The following is a 15,783-nucleotide window of genomic DNA, read 5'->3' as shown; positions in this document are numbered from 1 at the left end:
GCAGGCTTTACACCAAAGATGAAGGAATGAGAACCGGGCAGGCCAGCAGCAATTGGGCGTAGCCTTTGGCTTGAGGGTCATTGCGAAGACTGGCAATGCCACCGCCGGCCAATACATCGTGCAGTAAAAAGTTAATAGCGTTGAGGCCGGGCAGCTGAAATTTTTCGACGTTTACTTCCTTGCCATCATCAAAAAAATGCTGAAAACGTGAGGCTACGACGTCGGTTGAAAGGGCCTCGTTAATGTAGGGCAGGTACTCTGGTTTGCGTGCAATAATGCCGATATTGGCCTTGTTGCCTTTGTCGCCGCTGCGGCCCCAGGCCAGTTCGATCAGTGGCACGGCGATCAGTTTTGCGGGTACCCCGGCTTCACTGGTGGCCTTGCCAAGGTTACCGCTCTCAGGCGGCTTGGCTTCAAAGGCCTGGCCGTCCGGGTCAGGGCATGCGACGCTGCAACCGTCTATGTGAACCTTGATGTCGATGCCGGTCTTTGGCACCAGGAACGAAAACAGTCGTACCTCCGGCGAGGCTTTGGCACGGTTGCCGCCAAAGCTCGACAGACCCGGCGGTGTGGCCAGACCTAAACCGGTGCTTTCCTTGAGCATAATGTCGATACCGCGCTTTTGTGGGTGCTTGGCGGCAAACTTCAGTATCAATTCCCGACAGTGACTGTGTTCCTGGTACTGACCATACTGGCTTTCGGCACCGATCAACTCTATGGAGGTCTCGCTGAAATCTGGCAGTCGTTGTTTGGCAAATGTGTTGCGCGAGGCCTTGAAAATGGACTCGGCGAAGGCCGCCGCTTTTTTGTCCGCATCGACACCGTAAAATGTCCAATAGCTGCCGCCGCGAAACTGGTCGGCATAGGTTGCGCTGACCTTGTAGCTGTCGGGAGCCGCACGACCTTTGGCGCCGCTGACCAGGACGCGATCGGGCCCCAGCTGTTCCAGCTTGACGTCGGTGAAGTCACAGACTACGTCCGGCAACAGGTAAGCGCCAGGGTCACCGACTTCGTAGACCAGCTGTTCAGCCACGGTGCCGATATTAACCAAACCACCGGTGTTCCGGGGTTTGGTGGTCACAAAACTACCATCAGCGTTAATTTCGGCGATCGGGTAGCCGATGGTGTCTCTGTCGGGTACATCTTCCCAGTCAGTGAAATTACCACCGGTGGCCTGGGGGCCGCATTCCAGGATATGTCCCGCCAGTGATCCCAAGGCCAGCTGGTCAAGGTCTTCCCGATGCCAGTTGAAGTGGTGAATGCAGGCGCCGAGAGTGACGGCACTGTCGACACAGCGGCCGGTGATAACGATATCGGCCCCCCGGTTCAGAGCTTCGGCAATGGGGAAGGCACCCAGGTAGGCGTTGATACTTTGAATCTTGTCCGTAGCCGGGAAAACATCGCCGGAGAACATTTCTGTGATCTTGTCTCCGGCAAAACTCTCCCGCTGGGCGATGAGATCATCGCCTTCCACCCAGGCGACCTTAAGGTTCAGGCCTTTTTCATCCAGCCCTGATTGCAGGGCCTTGGCGCAGGCCTCGGGATTGACACCGCCGGCATTGGCAATGACTTTTATGCCCAGCTCGGCGATTCGGTGCAAGTTGGGTAACATCGCTTCGGTCATGAAGCTGACTGCATAGCCCATGCTGCTGTCCTTGGCGCGGGCGCGAGCCATAATCGACATGGTGATCTCGGCCAGGTAGTCGTAGACGATATAATCCGGATGATCGTCTCCGAGGAATTGAGCCGTCGCGTGGGCGGAATCCCCCCAGAAGCCACTGGCACCGCCGATTCTAACTGTATTTGGGTTCATTGCTGCCTCGTTTCACCGATATCAATTTGATTAAGCGTTGATTCTAAAGAACCGGGTTGCAGCCGGCGTCCGATAGAGCGCCATGGATTTCAGAAAACACGCCATCCATGGGTTCGGACTTGGAGGGAATACTGCTATTATCAAGTACAGAACAGGGTGTTAAGGAGGATTCTCGTCTTGTCAGTTGTCTATGCGCGGTCGTTAAATTTATTGAGTAATTTGGCCGAAGCGCTGGGAGTGCCATTTGAACCACTGGCGCGAGAAGCGGGTGTCGATCCGAGATTAGTTGATCTCGTCGACGCCACCATTCCAGCTGAGAATTACCTGCGGTTGCATAAAGCCATTCTGCATGCAACGCAAAACCCGGACTTTGGTTTGTTGATGGGGCGAGTCGCCTATATCGAAAATTTTCATCTCTATATGTATCTGGCGTCCGCCAGCAAAACCCTGAAGGAGTGGATTAATCTGGTGCCCAACGCCCCCAATACAATGAGCGACCTGGTCAAAACCGCGGTAACGCGCAAGGGCGAACACCTGATCCTGGCCATGGAATTTAACTGCCCACCCGATCCCGTTCGATGCCTGGTTACGGATCACCTGTTATCACTGACCGCCATGTTAATGGATGGTTTCAGTCTGCTTCCGGTGCGGCCGACCAGGGTGAACTTCTCCTATCAGCACCCAGGCGATATCAGCGCACTTAGCGACGTCTTTCGCGCTCCGCTGTATTTTGAGCAGCCTGTGAGTGCCCTGTACTATGACGTGGGCATTCTGGAACTGCCTCAAGTGCATGTGGCAACCCAGGTTTATGATGGGGTCAGAAGAGAGCTCGATAATTTTCTTCCAGACTTACCATGGAGTTCAGATCCGTTTAGCGTAAGCTTGTATTCGGCGATTCGACACCAGTTACCGGCCGGAAACTACTCAGTAATCAGGATTGCAGAGGAGCTGGGCATATCCAGTCGTACGTTGCAGCGTCGACTGCAAGAGCGAGAGACTAACTATCAGAAGTTTCTGCAGGAGGTCAGATCCAGCCTGGCGGCGAAGTATCTGGAAGATCAAGCACTGACGGTTACTGATATCGCCCTGCTGCTGGGCTATGGGGATCTGCAGTCGTTTTCGACGGCATTTAAATCCTGGCAGGGGATAACACCCAGTGAATTCCGCCGGCGGTAATGGAAGGCTCGTATCAACCTTTCTTGCGTGCGTCTCTGGGAGACAGACCAAAACGACTCTTAAAGGCGTCTGAGAAATAATTTTGATTCTTAAACCCCGTGTCCTCGGCGACAATGGCGATGGGTTTTCCGGTTTGCTTAAGCAGTCGGAAAGCTTCGGTCAGTCTCGCTTCCCGTCGCATCTCCGTTGCAGTAACACCAAACTTGCGACGAAACTCCATGGCGAGTTTGGTTTTGCCAATGCCGACCTTTTTGGCAATCGTGTCCAGGGTGTAGCGGGCGCTGAGGTCGCTTACCAGCAGCGATTTCGCTTGCTCAAGCCTGTCTGTATAGGGGTCTTTGCTTTTATCGATGTCTGCCAGAGTCTGCAGGAACTGCAGTAACAGATAATTGGCCGCCGAAGATATCTGCCGATACCGAAGGGCGCCCTCGGTTGGCGAATCCAGTAGGTCCTGAACCACCGCCGATGCGCTGAATGACAGAGGTAGAGGCATGTATTGGCAGCTATATTGTGAATCCTCGTAAAACTGCCTGAATGAACTTGGGCACTGTGCGATGCTCATGCCCAACGCGTTCTCGACACGGTCTCTTTCAAAATAAATACAAACGGTCTTTTGTTCTGAGAAGGCTCGTGTCTCGAAGATTCCGGTTTCGTCATAGGGATAGCTGAACAGAAAGGCTTCTCCATTCCTGGGCGAAGCACTGATATCACCAGCGGGTGTGATGGCATCGAAGCTGCCGCCAACGAAGAACCCCATAACGTTGCGGATCTTGGAAACATTTCGAAAAGGTGAATCACTGGAGATGCAGACGGCTGCAGAGTAAAGATCCTCTGATAATCGAGCCAGTTGCAAGTAGTCCCCGCAGGTCCTGCCAAAATCCTGATTATGCAAGGAGGTTTCAATCGAAGCGGACGGCGTTTGATAAGACAGGATGGCTGGAACTCCAGGCTCTGGTTTGCTTTCCAGGAAACCGGCAGCTCGGTCAAGGGCATCCTTATGCAGCTGGCCAATAAAACCGGTTTCTAAACCCTCATCAATGCGCATAACACTCACTAGCCATATGACAACAAGTTATATTCGATCTCTCCAATAACCCGATTCTAACAAATTCCCCCGGGATAACACAGCCACTGTCGCCTTAGCTGAAGTTATCATGAATAAAGCGGAATCTTCTGTTCGAAAGCTGAGAATTTGCGGTCGTAATCTGAAAAGCGGGCGCTGGAATAGTACTACTATGGTCACAACACGGTGACTAAAAATATCCAGACAATGTACGAGCCGTGTTCAGCTCGAAATACCGTACGAGGGGAGAGGACAAAATATGAAAACAAAAGCAATAGCATTTGCCATAAGTACAGTCGCCGGCAGCGTCTATGCACTCAACAGTCACGCCGATAATGATTTCCTGATCGAGGAAATAGTGGTAACCGCTGAAAAGCGGGGTGCCGGCAGAGATCTGCTGGAGGTGGGCCAGGCCATCTCCGCCTTTACGGGAGACAGTATGGAAGCGGTAGGGGCCACTTCCATTACCGACGTGCTGGAGATGTCTCCTGGCGTGAACCTGGCGCAAACGGCGCGCGCCACCTCTGCTTCCATTCAGATAAGGGGCATTTCCTCAGACTTTGGAGACGCGACGGTCGGCTACTATCTGGATGATTTGCCCTACACCAGTGTTAACACATCGTTTGTTCCCATTGTTGGAACCTTTGATCTTGAACAAATCGAGGTCCTGAGAGGGCCCCAGGGCACTTTGTATGGTGCAGGTTCGTCCAGTGGTGCTGTGCTGGTAAGAACTAGGAACGCCAGTACAACGGATTTCGAGGCCAAGTTGGATACATCGGTGTCCACCACCACCGAAGCCGGTGAAAACTATGAAGTGTTCGGCGCTGTCAATGTGCCCCTGATAGACGGTGTTCTGGGCGCCCGCATTGTTGCAGGATACGAGGACAATGCCGGCTATATCGATGACGTCGCCAGGGGGAAGGACGACTATAACGACCATAGAAACGACAGTGTCCGCGCAAAATTGACCTATACACCCACAGACGAGCTGACAGTGCGGACCTCAGTATGGTACTCGAAAACAGATGCCGCCCCCATTTTTGTCAACGAAGACTATAAGTATGATTCGCCAAATTTGTTGTTCCCGATAGGTACCTCTGAGAGGGAAGCGCTCTTTGATAATAACGAGTACACACTCTACAACCTATCAATCGAATACGATTTCCCGGAGGTAAGCCTGTATTCCGCCACCAGCCTGATTGACCTGGAATCCGAAAGTCTCAACTCCACCACTACTCTGTTGAATGATCTGTGGAACCGGGGAGAAACCCGGTCTTTCAATCAGGAAATTCGCCTGGCATCCACGCATGAGGGTGCGCTGCAGTGGACCGTCGGTGCCTTTTATCAAGATTCGGAGGAAGCATCGGACTTTCTCACGGTGTCCCAGTCATCGCCCAGCCAGGTCGTACAACTGGTGGGTGATCGTTACGAATCCGAACAATGGTCTGTGTTTGGCGAAATGCACTATCGGTTCTGGGAAGACAGGCTGGAGGCGACTGTCGGCCTGCGCTATGTCGATGACGAAAGGGAAGCCGATGAATCGGCCCTGGGAAACATCGCAATCGCCTCTTTCTTTGGGGTGCCGACTCACCGGGAGACGGGATCCAGCAATGTGACACCAAGATTCAACCTGACAGCTCAGTGGACCGACAGGGCCATGAGCTATATCAATATCGCCAAAGGTTTCCGGCCGGGTACGCAGAATTCACTAACTTCCGTTTTATTTGCCTTGGGTACCGAAGTGGTGGACCCCTCGGCCGATGCTGATGAGTTGTGGACTTATGAGATTGGTGGAAAACTCCGCTCCGAAGATGATCGCTTTATGGTTGAGGCCGCACTTTACTACAACGATTGGTCGGATGTGCAGGCGTTTGAAACCATATTCATCAGCAACCCGGCGGCACCGGGGGTCAATATTCCCTTGTTGGTAGGTCGTAATGTCGGTGAAGCGGAATCTTACGGGTTAGACCTCAAACTGGTTTATGTACCTGTTAATGATTTGCGCCTTCAATTTGGGGGCAATGTTAACAATTCCGAGTATAAGGACTCCTTTGGGGTGCAGGGCGGTGCTATTGAAGCGGGCACGCGTATCGCCCAGGTGCCGGAGTATTCACTGTTTGCCTCGGTGGATTATAACCGCCCGATTAATGACAGTCTGGAATGGACTCTTCATCTGAACCTGCAGAAAACCGCAGAGAAGCCAACCTACTTTACCGGCATCGAATACCAGAGTGACAGCAATACACTGGCTAATTTCCGTACCGGTGTTCAATCGGAACAATGGGGCCTGTTCTTCTATGTGGACAATCTCCTCAATGAAGATGGTCTGACTACCGCCGTCAGTTCCACGCTCGACCCAGGTGTTATCGGTACTCGCGTCAAGCCCAGAACGGCAGGGCTTAATCTTAAGTACGCCTACTAAGCTAAGTGAATGACTTATGGAAAATTTTTCTAAATTACCATTGCCCTGCACATCGGCAAAAGACGTAGGCTTCTCACAGCAAAGACTGGATGGCCTCTCGGCAATGATGGATTCGGCGGTTGCTGAGGGTTCGATTCCGGGCGCTACGACGATAGTCGCCAGAGAGGGAAAGATCGTTTATGCCAGGGCAACGGGCTATAGCGATATGGAAAAGAAAACGCCTCTGTCGGAAGACAGCCTGTTCAGAATGTATTCGCAAACCAAGCCGGTTATCGCGGCATTAACCATGCGACTCTATGAAAAAGGCAGCCTCCTGCTGGATTCGGCGATCTCTGAATTCTTGCCGGAATTTTCCGATTTAAAGGTGAGATTGCCTGATAACTCTGCAGCCGATCTCGTTCGGGGGGCTATCGCGGGAGTACCTCAGGAGGTGGCCTTCCGGGAGATTACGGTTCGGGATCTGCTGACCATGACCAGTGGCCTGTCGACGTCCCCCCAGGATGTGAGTGCCGACCAGATATACCCGCTGGGAAAAATATGGAGCGCTACCGGGTTTTATCCTCCGGAAATGTTCCCGCGCGAACCTCACGCGTCTTTCCACGACAGCGTCCTTGCCATAGCGGCGTTGCCGCTGGCGAGTCACCCTGGCAGGAAATGGCGATATGGGTCTGACTATGATGTCCTGACTCTGCTGTTGGAGCGCATAACCGGCAGCTCCATCGATGAACTGTTAAAGCAGGAGTTGTTGGCGCCTCTGGGAATGGAAAGTACATCCTTCTATTGTTCTGAGAGCAACGTCGACGACCTGACGTCGGAGCACGCATGGGGCCCTGAAGGCGATTTAATAGTGGCCACCCCACCACAGTCGGCTGAAAAGGCATCCTTCCCGGAACAAAAGCGCATGTCGGGCAACGGCATTTATGGTGGTCTGCTCTCTACCGCCGGCGACTACCTGAAGTTTGCGCAAATGCTGTTGGATAATGGCATATGGGAAGATCAGCAGATATTGGGGCGAAAAACCGTTGAGCTGATGTCGGCTGATCACATTCCCAATGACGAGGTCAATCTCTACAGAACGCCGGGCTATGGTTTTGGTTTTGGTGTTTCTGTAAGGCGTACCCTGGCGGGTGCACACACGCCGGGATCCATCGGCGAGTTCGGTTGGGGAGGCGCGGGTGGTACCAGTTTTATGGTGGATCCGAAGGAGAAGCTGGTAACGCTGTTTTTTACTCACGTATTTGGTTATCAGTTTCACCCCTTGGCGGATCTCTATGAGCAGTTTCAGTCCCGCGTTTACCAGGCAATGCTTTGAAGTAGAAAGGAGGAAATAACAATGTCAGTAGTTGATGAAAAAATCGCAGTCAGAAATACGGTGCAACAGTATCTGGATGCCTGGCCAAAAAAGGACGTTGAGGTCTTTGACCGCTTGTTCCATCCGGATTTCATAATGACTTCCCTGAAGGACGGCAAGCCGGTGTTTACCGGCGTTGATCTAATGATCAAGGTGATGACCGAATCGACGGCCTCCTGGCAGGACTATGCGGCGGATATCTCCCATATCCAGATCGCCGGGCCCATTGCCACTGTGGAGGTGGATGAGTACAGCTTTAACGATATCAACGTGGTCGCCACGGATTTCTTCCAGTTGATGAAAATTGACGGGATCTGGCAATTTACCGCGAAGACCTACCATTTTCACGATTGAGCGTTTGCAGTCGCAGTTTCAAAGAAATCTTGATCGTATATACACACATTCTGTCCGCATTGAAACCCCATTTTTCCTAATCAAAGTAAGATGATGTCTGGTGGGCCTGAACTGAACAAGCACAGAACTTAGAGGTAATAGATGGATATTTCCGGAAAAATAGCAATTGTCACTGGTGGTGCCTCCGGCCTGGGGGAGGCGACGGTAAGAGCCTATGTCAACAGGGGCGCCAAAGTCGCCATTTTTGATATGAATAACGAGCGTGGCGAAGCTCTGGTCGCTGAACTGGGTGCTGAGGATGTGGCATTCTCTCATGTCAATGTGGCGGACGAAAGTTCCGTTGCGCAAGCCATTGCCGGTGTGATGGAGAGCTATGGTGCTATCCATATCTGCAACAATTTTGCCGGCATAGCCCCCGCCTGCAAGACCTATGGCAAGGATGGTCCTCATCCACTGGATATCTACCAACACGCGTTAAACGTCAATCTGGTGGGCACCTTCAACGTTGCGCGACTGGCGTCCGAGCAGATCGCCAAAAACGAACCCTATAACGAACATGGTGGCCGTGGTGTGATCATCAATACCGCTTCTGTTGCTGCCTACGAAGGCCAGATGGGGCAGGTTGCCTATAGTGCGTCCAAGGGCGGTGTTGTTGGTATGACCTTGCCGATGGCACGCGATCTCGCTCCATTGGGGATTCGGGTTAATACCATTGTGCCGGGACTAATCCACACCCCCCTGTTCGATACCGCCCCGGAGCATGTCTACAAGGCCCTGGAGCAGATGGTCGTTAATCCCCAGAGACTGGGACGCCCCGAGGAAATTGCGCATCTGTCGGTGATGATGGCGGAGAATGAATACCTGAATGGTGAATGCATTCGACTGGATGGTGCCATTCGTTTGCAACCGCGCTAGAAGGAGACCTGTTGTGAATCCACTTGACTACGATGCTATTGGATTGGCACAGCGGATAAAGGAGGGCGAATTTACGCCCGCGGAGGTTCTTGAAGCCAGCATCCGTGCCTGCGAAAAGATCAACCCCAAGATCAATGCGTTCTCCTCCACGCGATTTGAAAAGGCTCGCCAGGAGGCGGATCAAATTGATTCGGGTTGCGGTCCGTTGGCCGGTGTACCGATGGTGGTTAAAGACATGGTGACCCCGGAAGCGGGAGAGCCGGAATATACCGGAAGTCGTCTTCTCAAGGAGATAGGTCTCACCGGTCAACGGGATTGCCATATCGTAGCCTGTTTAAAAAAGGCCGGAGTGATCTCAGTCGGCAGAACCAATGTTCCCGAATTTGGCTCCAGCAATGGGCCTTGCTCGTGTGAAAACGAATTCTTTGGGGTAACGCGCAACCCCTGGAACCCGGAACATTCCACCATGGGTTCCAGTGGCGGTACGGCTGCCGCGGTAGCCGCCGGCATAGCGCCCATTGGTATTGGTACCGATGCGGGCGGCAGTATCCGTTTACCCTCAAGTGCCAATGGTTTGGTTGGCCTGAAACCATCTCGGGGACGAATTTCGAAAGGTCCTGATTTGGGTGAAACCTTTGCGGCAATTCATACCCAGGGTGTGATGACCCGTTCGGTGCGCGACAGTGCCCTGGCGCTGGACCTGGTACACGGCAATCTGGCCGGAGATTCTCACTACTGCCCGGCCCCGCAGAGGCCATATCTGGAAGAACTGGAGCGTGCGCCGGGGGCGTTAAGGATCGGCGTTTGCGATATTAACGGGCTGGGCGACCTGCACGAAGAATGTCGCGATGCGGTCATGTCTGCCGCGGATCTGTTGTCCAACCTTGGTCACAGAGTCGAGTCGGCCTGGCCTGAAACCTATTTTCAAGAGCGCTGGATACGGCTGCTGAGAAATATTGTCGGTACCGGTATATCCCAGGCCTTTGACAATATCGAAAAACTACTTGGCCGCCCGGTTACGGAAGCCGATGTTGAGTTTGGAACCTGGGTGGATGCTACCTTTGGAAAGACATTGTCGGTTGCGGATTGTGCCAACACCCTTGTCGGCATTAACAGCTTTGTGCGTGAGACTACCGCCTGGTGGGAAGGTGACGATGGCTATGACCTGCTGCTTTCGCCGGTCATTGCGTCGCCGCCTCCGAAATTGGGCTTTATACCCAGCCTGGCCGCAGACAGGGATGCCATCGCCAGCCAGGTGATGCCTTTTACCGCTCAATTCAATATTACCGGTCAGCCGGCGATTTCACTGCCGCTGGCGATGAGCAAGGATGGGTTGCCGATCGGTGTGCAATTGGTGGCTCGCTACGCGGATGAGGCGACGCTGATTCGTGTGGCGGCTCAGGTGGAAAAGACTGCACTTTGGAACGATCAGCGTGCCCCCATTCGGGAACAGGGTTGAATCTCCCGAATTCCAGGGGCCTTCTGCAGGGCCTCGGGAGGGCCAGATCTCTACTTACCACGTAATTCGATATTGAGCTTTCTGATTTCACTGGGGGTTTTCTGAAACCGTTTTTTGAAGCAAGTGGCAAAATGATTTGAGCTCGAGAATCCCGTCTCATCGGCAATGATTGCAAACGTTTTTTCGGTTTGCCTGACAAGGCGGTAGGCCTCCTTGAGTCTGACTTCTCGATGATAGTCGGCTACCGTGCTTCCATACTGATCCTTGAATCCAGTAACAAGTTTGGTTCTGCAGAGCCCCACTTCCTTTGCCAGCTGTTGAAGACTGTACTGAGCGGACAGATTCTGCTCTAGCAGCGATTTGGCTCTTGCCAGAGATTTGACATCTTTGTTGGTCTGTGTTGTGTCGTCAATGGAAAGCGATCGCAGGAACTCGAACATCATGGTGTTAGCCAGGGATAACAACTGCATGTAGCGAAGGTTACTTTCTTCCTGACTGTTGAGCATTTCTGTGGCGAGTTCAATTGAGCGATAGGGCAGCTTCAAGGATTGCAGTTGATACCCTTTGTCAGCATGAGACAAGAAACTCGACAGATGCCTGGGTAATTCTTGTCTGCCCATCCCCAGGGCCTGCTCAATCAGTGATTTCTTGAACACTATGCTAACTGCTTGATAGTCAGAGTCATTGTTTGATTCTATGGTGACTTGCGCCTCCGGCGGGGCATAGACAAGAGCGCCAAATGGATTGCCTTGCTCAACACAGGTTGAACCTAAGGATGGAAGATAACTTCGTCCACTCAGTCCGATACAGAAGCCCATCAGGTCATTGCCATCGAAACTCAATTTGTGACCGGAATTCGCCGACAGCTTGATGATAGAGCAAGAGGTATAGGGGGAAAGCTGAAATGCTTCGATGTAGCTGTCATGACATTCTCGGGAAGGGCGAATCTTAAGCAGATTGCCCCCTCCGCTAACCTGGCAACTGGCATAGTTTTCAGAAAAAACGGGCGTTCGTAAATGTCCGCCGTTCAGCTGAGAACCAGCAATAAAAGGTCTACCGTGGAAGATTTCTAAAGGTGTTAATTGGTAAAAACTGGGGTTCATACTAATAGTCAACCAGGTTCTAATCGGCTATCTGGCGTCTTTAAATTCCCAAAATTTATAAAAGTTGCCACTTGATAGTCCCAGAGGAGATAAGGAATTTTCCCTTCCCTCGCGTGTTTTCAATAATTTACCCGAAATTCATATTGAGCGTAATCATGATCAATTGCAAAAGGTTTATGGCCTTCGCTGTACATGGTTGCCTCAAAACTCTCGTTACAATATCCCTTATCTGTTACTGACCCATACGTTGTTTCGAGGAGCTTATGAATATTGATCCCGTTTTCACCTTCCCAGAACCTGAAGAAATGGACTTGCGTCTTGCACGTGTGAGAGCGGAGATGATCAAGCTGGGGCTGGACTATTATGTTGCTCAATGTCCTGACAATGTGTTCTACCTGACTAACTTTGCGAATTACGTACACGAGCGACCCTTTATCATTATTATTCCGATCACCGGAAGATTGAAATTTATTGTTCCAAAACTTGAGATTCCACACGTAACTGCTCGTAAGGTCGGTGAAGTCGATTTGGTGGAGTACTTTGAATTTCCCGCTCCTGCAGGTCGGACATGGGCAGACCGGTTTAAGGATCAGTTCCAGCCAGGGGGGAGGGTCGGTGTCGAGTCGATTTGCCCCCTGCAGGTCTACGAGGAAGTGCCCGGCACTACTGTTCGTACCGATATTGTCGATGATGTCCGTCAGGTCAAAACGGCCTTCGAGATATCTCGAATCAAATACAGCAGTGATTTGGCCGTCGAAGGCCTGGGATCTTTGTTAGCGAATGCGCGACCGGGCAGGACGCTGATGGACGTCAGTTCTTCCATTAGTGGGCAGATGATGCTGCAAGCCCTGAAGGATATGCCGAATACGAACATGCTGTGTTCAAAGGTCGCTGCCGTATTTCAGCCGCCGGAAATATCCGACGACCCTCACAACTTTACCGACATCAACGTTGCCATGACTGAGGGTGGTCCACATGTCTGCATTATCAACGGCACCATCAACGGTTATGGAACCGAAGTGGAACGCACATTCTTTCTGGGACATGTTCCGGAAGTGGCTAAGAAACCCTACGAAGTAATGATGGAGGCGCGGGCGAAAGCCTATGAATTGGCGGTTCCGGGTAATGTGATGCACGATGTTGACGAAGCCGTAAACAATGTTCTGAAGAAAGCCGGTTACGAGGACAATCTGTTGCATCGAACTGGACATAGTATCGGGGTAACGGGCCATGAGGCACCGTTCCTGGCGGAGGGCTACCATCGTGAAATCGAACCGGGTATGTTTTTTACCATTGAGCCTGGTATCTATCTGCCCGGGGTTGGCGGTTTCCGCCACTCGGATACGGTTATGACCACCGACAAGGGTAATGTTTCGATGACACCAATGGCAGACAGTCTGGAAGAGATGACACTGCCTATCAAGGAGTGATTGTGTTGAGTCAGCTCTCATTTTGGCTTTCCGCTCAGATACTGTGGTTGGTCATGGCCGTTGTCTATAATATCGTGGGAATATACCGAGTGTATCGTGGAGGGCGAGCCCTGGTCGGTGAGCGTGATCAGCCGCTGCACTCTTTGATGAGTCTGCCGGTGTTTGCATTGCCAATATTAGTAGGTTTTTTAAGCCTGGAAGTTCTTTACTGCTACACCGCGCCGATTATTCTGCTGTTGCTGGGTCGCCTCGGGTTTTGGCGTCACATCGAGGCTGCAAGATCGCCTGCGGGCATGAAGGCATATTCTTCTTCGGCTGCTTGGTGGTGGGCGGTAATTATCAATGGTTATGGCAGCCTGGTACTCGCCATTGGCCTGTTGATTGCCTGGTCGACCTATCTCAGTAGTCCAGTATAAAAGCAGTCAAATCGACAAACGTAACCTCCCCAAGACAGAATTGAAGGTGATGCTGAATGCCATATGCCACAACAAGTGATGGATGCCGGCTGTACTACGAGATAAAGGGAAAAGCTGATGGTCAAGCCCTGTTTGTAAATTATCCCTGGGCTGATGCCTTCGCAGAATTCGGTGTCGGCGGCGCTGATCACCAGAGAAACATCAATCGAGCATTTATTGAAAGGTTAGGAGAACATTTCAAGATTGTTCTCTTTGATTACCCTCGAGGGGTGGGGAAGTCGGATCGCAACAGTGAAGATCTCACGGCCGAAACGGTAGCTTCGGATTACCTGGTTGTCGCCGATGCTGCGGGTGTCGATCGGTTTGTCGCTCTCGGGTATTCATGGAGTGCAAATGCCGTTCTTCAGGTTGCTATCCGAACGGATCGATGTGCGGGTGTCGCTATCGGAGGCTGGCCTCCCTTATCCGGTCCTTATGAGGAATTGCTGGAATTCATGGTGAAATGGAACGATGGATTGTCCGCTAGATTTTTGAAAGTGATAACCCGAAATTCGATTGTCAGGAGATTGATTCCCAGCAAAAAACTTATGGTATTCAGAAACCTGACAAATATGTTGGACTCCATCACCAATTACTACAAGTCTCTTGTTGGCAAGTGGGACGAAGAAAAAGAGATTGCGAAACTGACGGGCCCCAGGATCACCTACTTTGGTTCCGACGATATTGGCGAGCCGGATATGAAGCTGGTCATCCCACTTGCTGAGAATAATCGAAAACGCCGGAGTGATCTTGAGCGACTCGGCTGGCGGGTGGTAGAGCTGCCGGGCTACGATCATACATCTCTGGCGAAGGCTCCCTCTGGAATTGACGATATTGGAACCTTGTTGCTCAACGAACTAAAAGCGTATCAATGGTAATCAATATGAATAAATTCCGACCCGCAATGACTGGCTAACTGGAAGGGATAAGTGATGGATATAGCAAGTATGTATAAGGTCTCTGAGAGCGTAGAGGGTTACCCCATCGCTGGGTCGATTTTACCTGGCTTCGAGCCGGTTCTGAGTGCCTTCAAGGAGAACTTTCGCAAACGCGGTGAGATTGGAGCCGCATGTTCGGCTTTTCGAGGCAATAAACTGCTGTTTGATCTGCAGGGCGGATACAAGGATAAGAACAAAGCCAGACGTTGGGAATACGATACAATGGCCTGCGTTCATTCCAGCACAAAAGCTATTACCGCCATCGCTATGGCGATGGCCATGTCGCGAGGATACTTTCAATTAGATGATAGGGTGGCAGCTCACTGGCCGGAATTTGCGGTTAACGGCAAACAGGATATCACCATTCGCCAGATTCTCAATCACTCCGCCGGCCTGCCAATCGTCAACGAACCTCTAACACTGGATTTGCTTGCAGACTACGATACGCTCAGTGAGATTCTGGCTTGTCAAAATACACAATGGGAGCCTGGAACCCGTCATGGTTACCATGGCTGGACTTATGGAATGTACTGCAATGAGATCATGCGGCGAACAGACCCGAAATCGAGAAGCATTGGCTGTTTTGTCAGAGAGGAAATCAACCAACGACTCAATGAAGAGTTTTACATCGGTTTGCCGGATTCGATTTCAGACGATCGTGTGGCCAATGAAATCGTGAATTGGAGGACTTTGGTTGAGGCCGTTTCGGATTCGCCAAGAACAGCAGTACTGGGATTTATTCCAAAACGATTTCAGAAGCAATCGCTTCAGGTCCGAATGCTGCATAATCCACCTGAGGTAGGGGATCTTTCCGCATTCCATAGTCGTGCATTGCGAAAAATCGAATTGCCGGGAGGGAATGGTATTGGAACCGCTCGCGCCATGGCCCACATTATGGGAGTGTGTGCTTCGGGTGGTGAAGTGCTGGGACTAGCGCCGGAGATCCTTGCTGAGCTGGAAAAAACGCATCCCAAAACGGGGGTCGATGAGCGGGATGCAGTTTTGGAAGGGAAGACCACCTTGTTTCAGGGGGGCTGTATGAAGCCAAACTCAACGCAACAACACCTGATTAATCGGCCCAGGAGCTATTTCCATTTTGGCGGCGGGGGTAATCTGGCACATGCAGATCCGGACACGGGCATAGGTTTTGGTTACTGCAATAACCGCATGGGAGTCACAGTGGGCGATGTGCGTAGTGATCGTCTGCTTGAGGTGACTCTGAAGTGCGCAAACTAGACGGCTCTTTCAATTACGATCAATTACAAAAGGTTTATGACTGTAGCTATACATCGCTGGCAAGATTC

Annotated in this window: 13 protein-coding genes; 10 read left to right on the top strand and 3 right to left on the bottom strand. The window is 51.7% G+C overall.

The features are described 5' to 3' along the window. Positions 1-7: 7 nt before the first annotated feature. Positions 8-1,813: an acyclic terpene utilization AtuA family protein gene (locus tag HBA55_RS01085; protein ID WP_166985677.1), complete on the bottom strand. Its 1,806-nt coding sequence runs from the start codon at positions 1,811-1,813 to the stop codon at positions 8-10. 177 nt (positions 1,814-1,990) lie between these two features. On the opposite strand from HBA55_RS01085, the gene HBA55_RS01080 reads away from it, so the two are divergent. Next, complete coding sequence (locus HBA55_RS01080; protein WP_166985674.1) at positions 1,991-2,989, top strand: AraC family transcriptional regulator; 999 nt, start codon at positions 1,991-1,993, stop codon at positions 2,987-2,989. A gap of 13 nt (positions 2,990-3,002) precedes the next feature. Here HBA55_RS01080 and HBA55_RS01075 read toward each other — a convergent pair whose 3' ends face one another. After that, entirely contained in the window at positions 3,003-4,034 is a 1,032-nt protein-coding gene (locus HBA55_RS01075; protein ID WP_166985671.1) for a helix-turn-helix domain-containing protein, read from the bottom strand. Between the two features lie 277 nt (positions 4,035-4,311). On the opposite strand from HBA55_RS01075, the gene HBA55_RS01070 reads away from it, so the two are divergent. From HBA55_RS01070 to HBA55_RS01050, 5 genes are all read left to right on the top strand, one after another. Continuing rightward, positions 4,312-6,474, top strand: a complete 2,163-nt coding sequence (locus HBA55_RS01070) for a TonB-dependent receptor (protein WP_166985668.1) — start codon at positions 4,312-4,314, stop codon at positions 6,472-6,474. A gap of 16 nt (positions 6,475-6,490) precedes the next feature. Further along, a complete protein-coding gene (locus tag HBA55_RS01065) occupies positions 6,491-7,786 on the top strand; it encodes a serine hydrolase domain-containing protein (protein WP_166985665.1) in 1,296 nt (431 codons plus the stop codon). A gap of 21 nt (positions 7,787-7,807) precedes the next feature. Next, positions 7,808-8,179, top strand: coding sequence for a nuclear transport factor 2 family protein (locus tag HBA55_RS01060; protein ID WP_166985662.1), 372 nt, complete (start codon positions 7,808-7,810; stop codon positions 8,177-8,179). Positions 8,180-8,320: 141 nt separating this feature from the next. Continuing rightward, on the top strand, positions 8,321-9,094 hold the full coding sequence (locus HBA55_RS01055) for a 3-hydroxyacyl-CoA dehydrogenase (protein WP_166985659.1): 774 nt from the start codon (positions 8,321-8,323) through the stop codon (positions 9,092-9,094). Between the two features lie 13 nt (positions 9,095-9,107). Then, positions 9,108-10,553 carry an amidase family protein gene (locus HBA55_RS01050; protein ID WP_166985656.1) on the top strand — a complete coding sequence of 482 codons (1,446 nt, stop codon included), beginning with the start codon at positions 9,108-9,110 and terminating at the stop codon, positions 10,551-10,553. A gap of 50 nt (positions 10,554-10,603) precedes the next feature. On the opposite strand, the gene HBA55_RS01045 is transcribed toward HBA55_RS01050, so the two are convergent. Further along, positions 10,604-11,656: a helix-turn-helix domain-containing protein gene (locus tag HBA55_RS01045; protein WP_166985653.1), complete on the bottom strand. Its 1,053-nt coding sequence runs from the start codon at positions 11,654-11,656 to the stop codon at positions 10,604-10,606. Between the two features lie 263 nt (positions 11,657-11,919). Between HBA55_RS01045 and HBA55_RS01040 the strand changes: the two genes are divergently transcribed. From HBA55_RS01040 to HBA55_RS01025, 4 genes are read left to right on the top strand one after another with little or no spacing between them, the layout of a single operon-like run. Next, a complete protein-coding gene (locus HBA55_RS01040) occupies positions 11,920-13,086 on the top strand; it encodes a M24 family metallopeptidase (RefSeq protein ID WP_166985649.1) in 1,167 nt (388 codons plus the stop codon). A 5-nt stretch (positions 13,087-13,091) separates the two neighbouring features. Continuing rightward, on the top strand, positions 13,092-13,502 hold the full coding sequence (locus HBA55_RS01035) for a hypothetical protein (protein ID WP_166985646.1): 411 nt from the start codon (positions 13,092-13,094) through the stop codon (positions 13,500-13,502). Between the two features lie 56 nt (positions 13,503-13,558). Then, positions 13,559-14,419 (top strand): alpha/beta fold hydrolase, encoded by an 861-nt coding sequence (locus HBA55_RS01030; protein ID WP_166985644.1) that lies wholly within the window; start codon positions 13,559-13,561, stop codon positions 14,417-14,419. Positions 14,420-14,473: 54 nt separating this feature from the next. Further along, positions 14,474-15,715 (top strand): serine hydrolase domain-containing protein, encoded by a 1,242-nt coding sequence (locus HBA55_RS01025; RefSeq protein ID WP_166985639.1) that lies wholly within the window; start codon positions 14,474-14,476, stop codon positions 15,713-15,715. Positions 15,716-15,783: the final 68 nt, after the last annotated feature.

Origin of the sequence: Pseudomaricurvus alkylphenolicus (genome assembly GCF_011683955.1) — a bacterium.
GTDB classification, from domain to species: domain Bacteria; phylum Pseudomonadota; class Gammaproteobacteria; order Pseudomonadales; family Cellvibrionaceae; genus Pseudomaricurvus; species Pseudomaricurvus alkylphenolicus.
The sequence above is the reverse complement of the archived record's forward strand: the minus strand, read 5'-3'. Positions and strand labels throughout refer to the sequence as shown.

Bases quoted from the DNA above. Each gene is read 5' to 3' on its own strand.
- HBA55_RS01085 (WP_166985677.1), bottom strand. From the start codon at position 1,813: ATGAACCCAAATACAGTTAGAATCGGCGGTGCCAGTGGCTTCTGGGGG.
- HBA55_RS01075 (WP_166985671.1), bottom strand. From the start codon at position 4,034: ATGCGCATTGATGAGGGTTTAGAAACCGGTTTTATTGGCCAGCTGCAT.
- HBA55_RS01070 (WP_166985668.1), top strand. From the start codon at position 4,312: ATGAAAACAAAAGCAATAGCATTTGCCATAAGTACAGTCGCCGGCAGC.
- HBA55_RS01065 (WP_166985665.1), top strand. From the start codon at position 6,491: ATGGAAAATTTTTCTAAATTACCATTGCCCTGCACATCGGCAAAAGAC.
- HBA55_RS01060 (WP_166985662.1), top strand. From the start codon at position 7,808: ATGTCAGTAGTTGATGAAAAAATCGCAGTCAGAAATACGGTGCAACAG.
- HBA55_RS01055 (WP_166985659.1), top strand. From the start codon at position 8,321: ATGGATATTTCCGGAAAAATAGCAATTGTCACTGGTGGTGCCTCCGGC.
- HBA55_RS01045 (WP_166985653.1), bottom strand. From the start codon at position 11,656: ATGAACCCCAGTTTTTACCAATTAACACCTTTAGAAATCTTCCACGGT.
- HBA55_RS01040 (WP_166985649.1), top strand. From the start codon at position 11,920: ATGAATATTGATCCCGTTTTCACCTTCCCAGAACCTGAAGAAATGGAC.
- HBA55_RS01030 (WP_166985644.1), top strand. From the start codon at position 13,559: ATGCCATATGCCACAACAAGTGATGGATGCCGGCTGTACTACGAGATA.
- HBA55_RS01025 (WP_166985639.1), top strand. From the start codon at position 14,474: ATGGATATAGCAAGTATGTATAAGGTCTCTGAGAGCGTAGAGGGTTAC.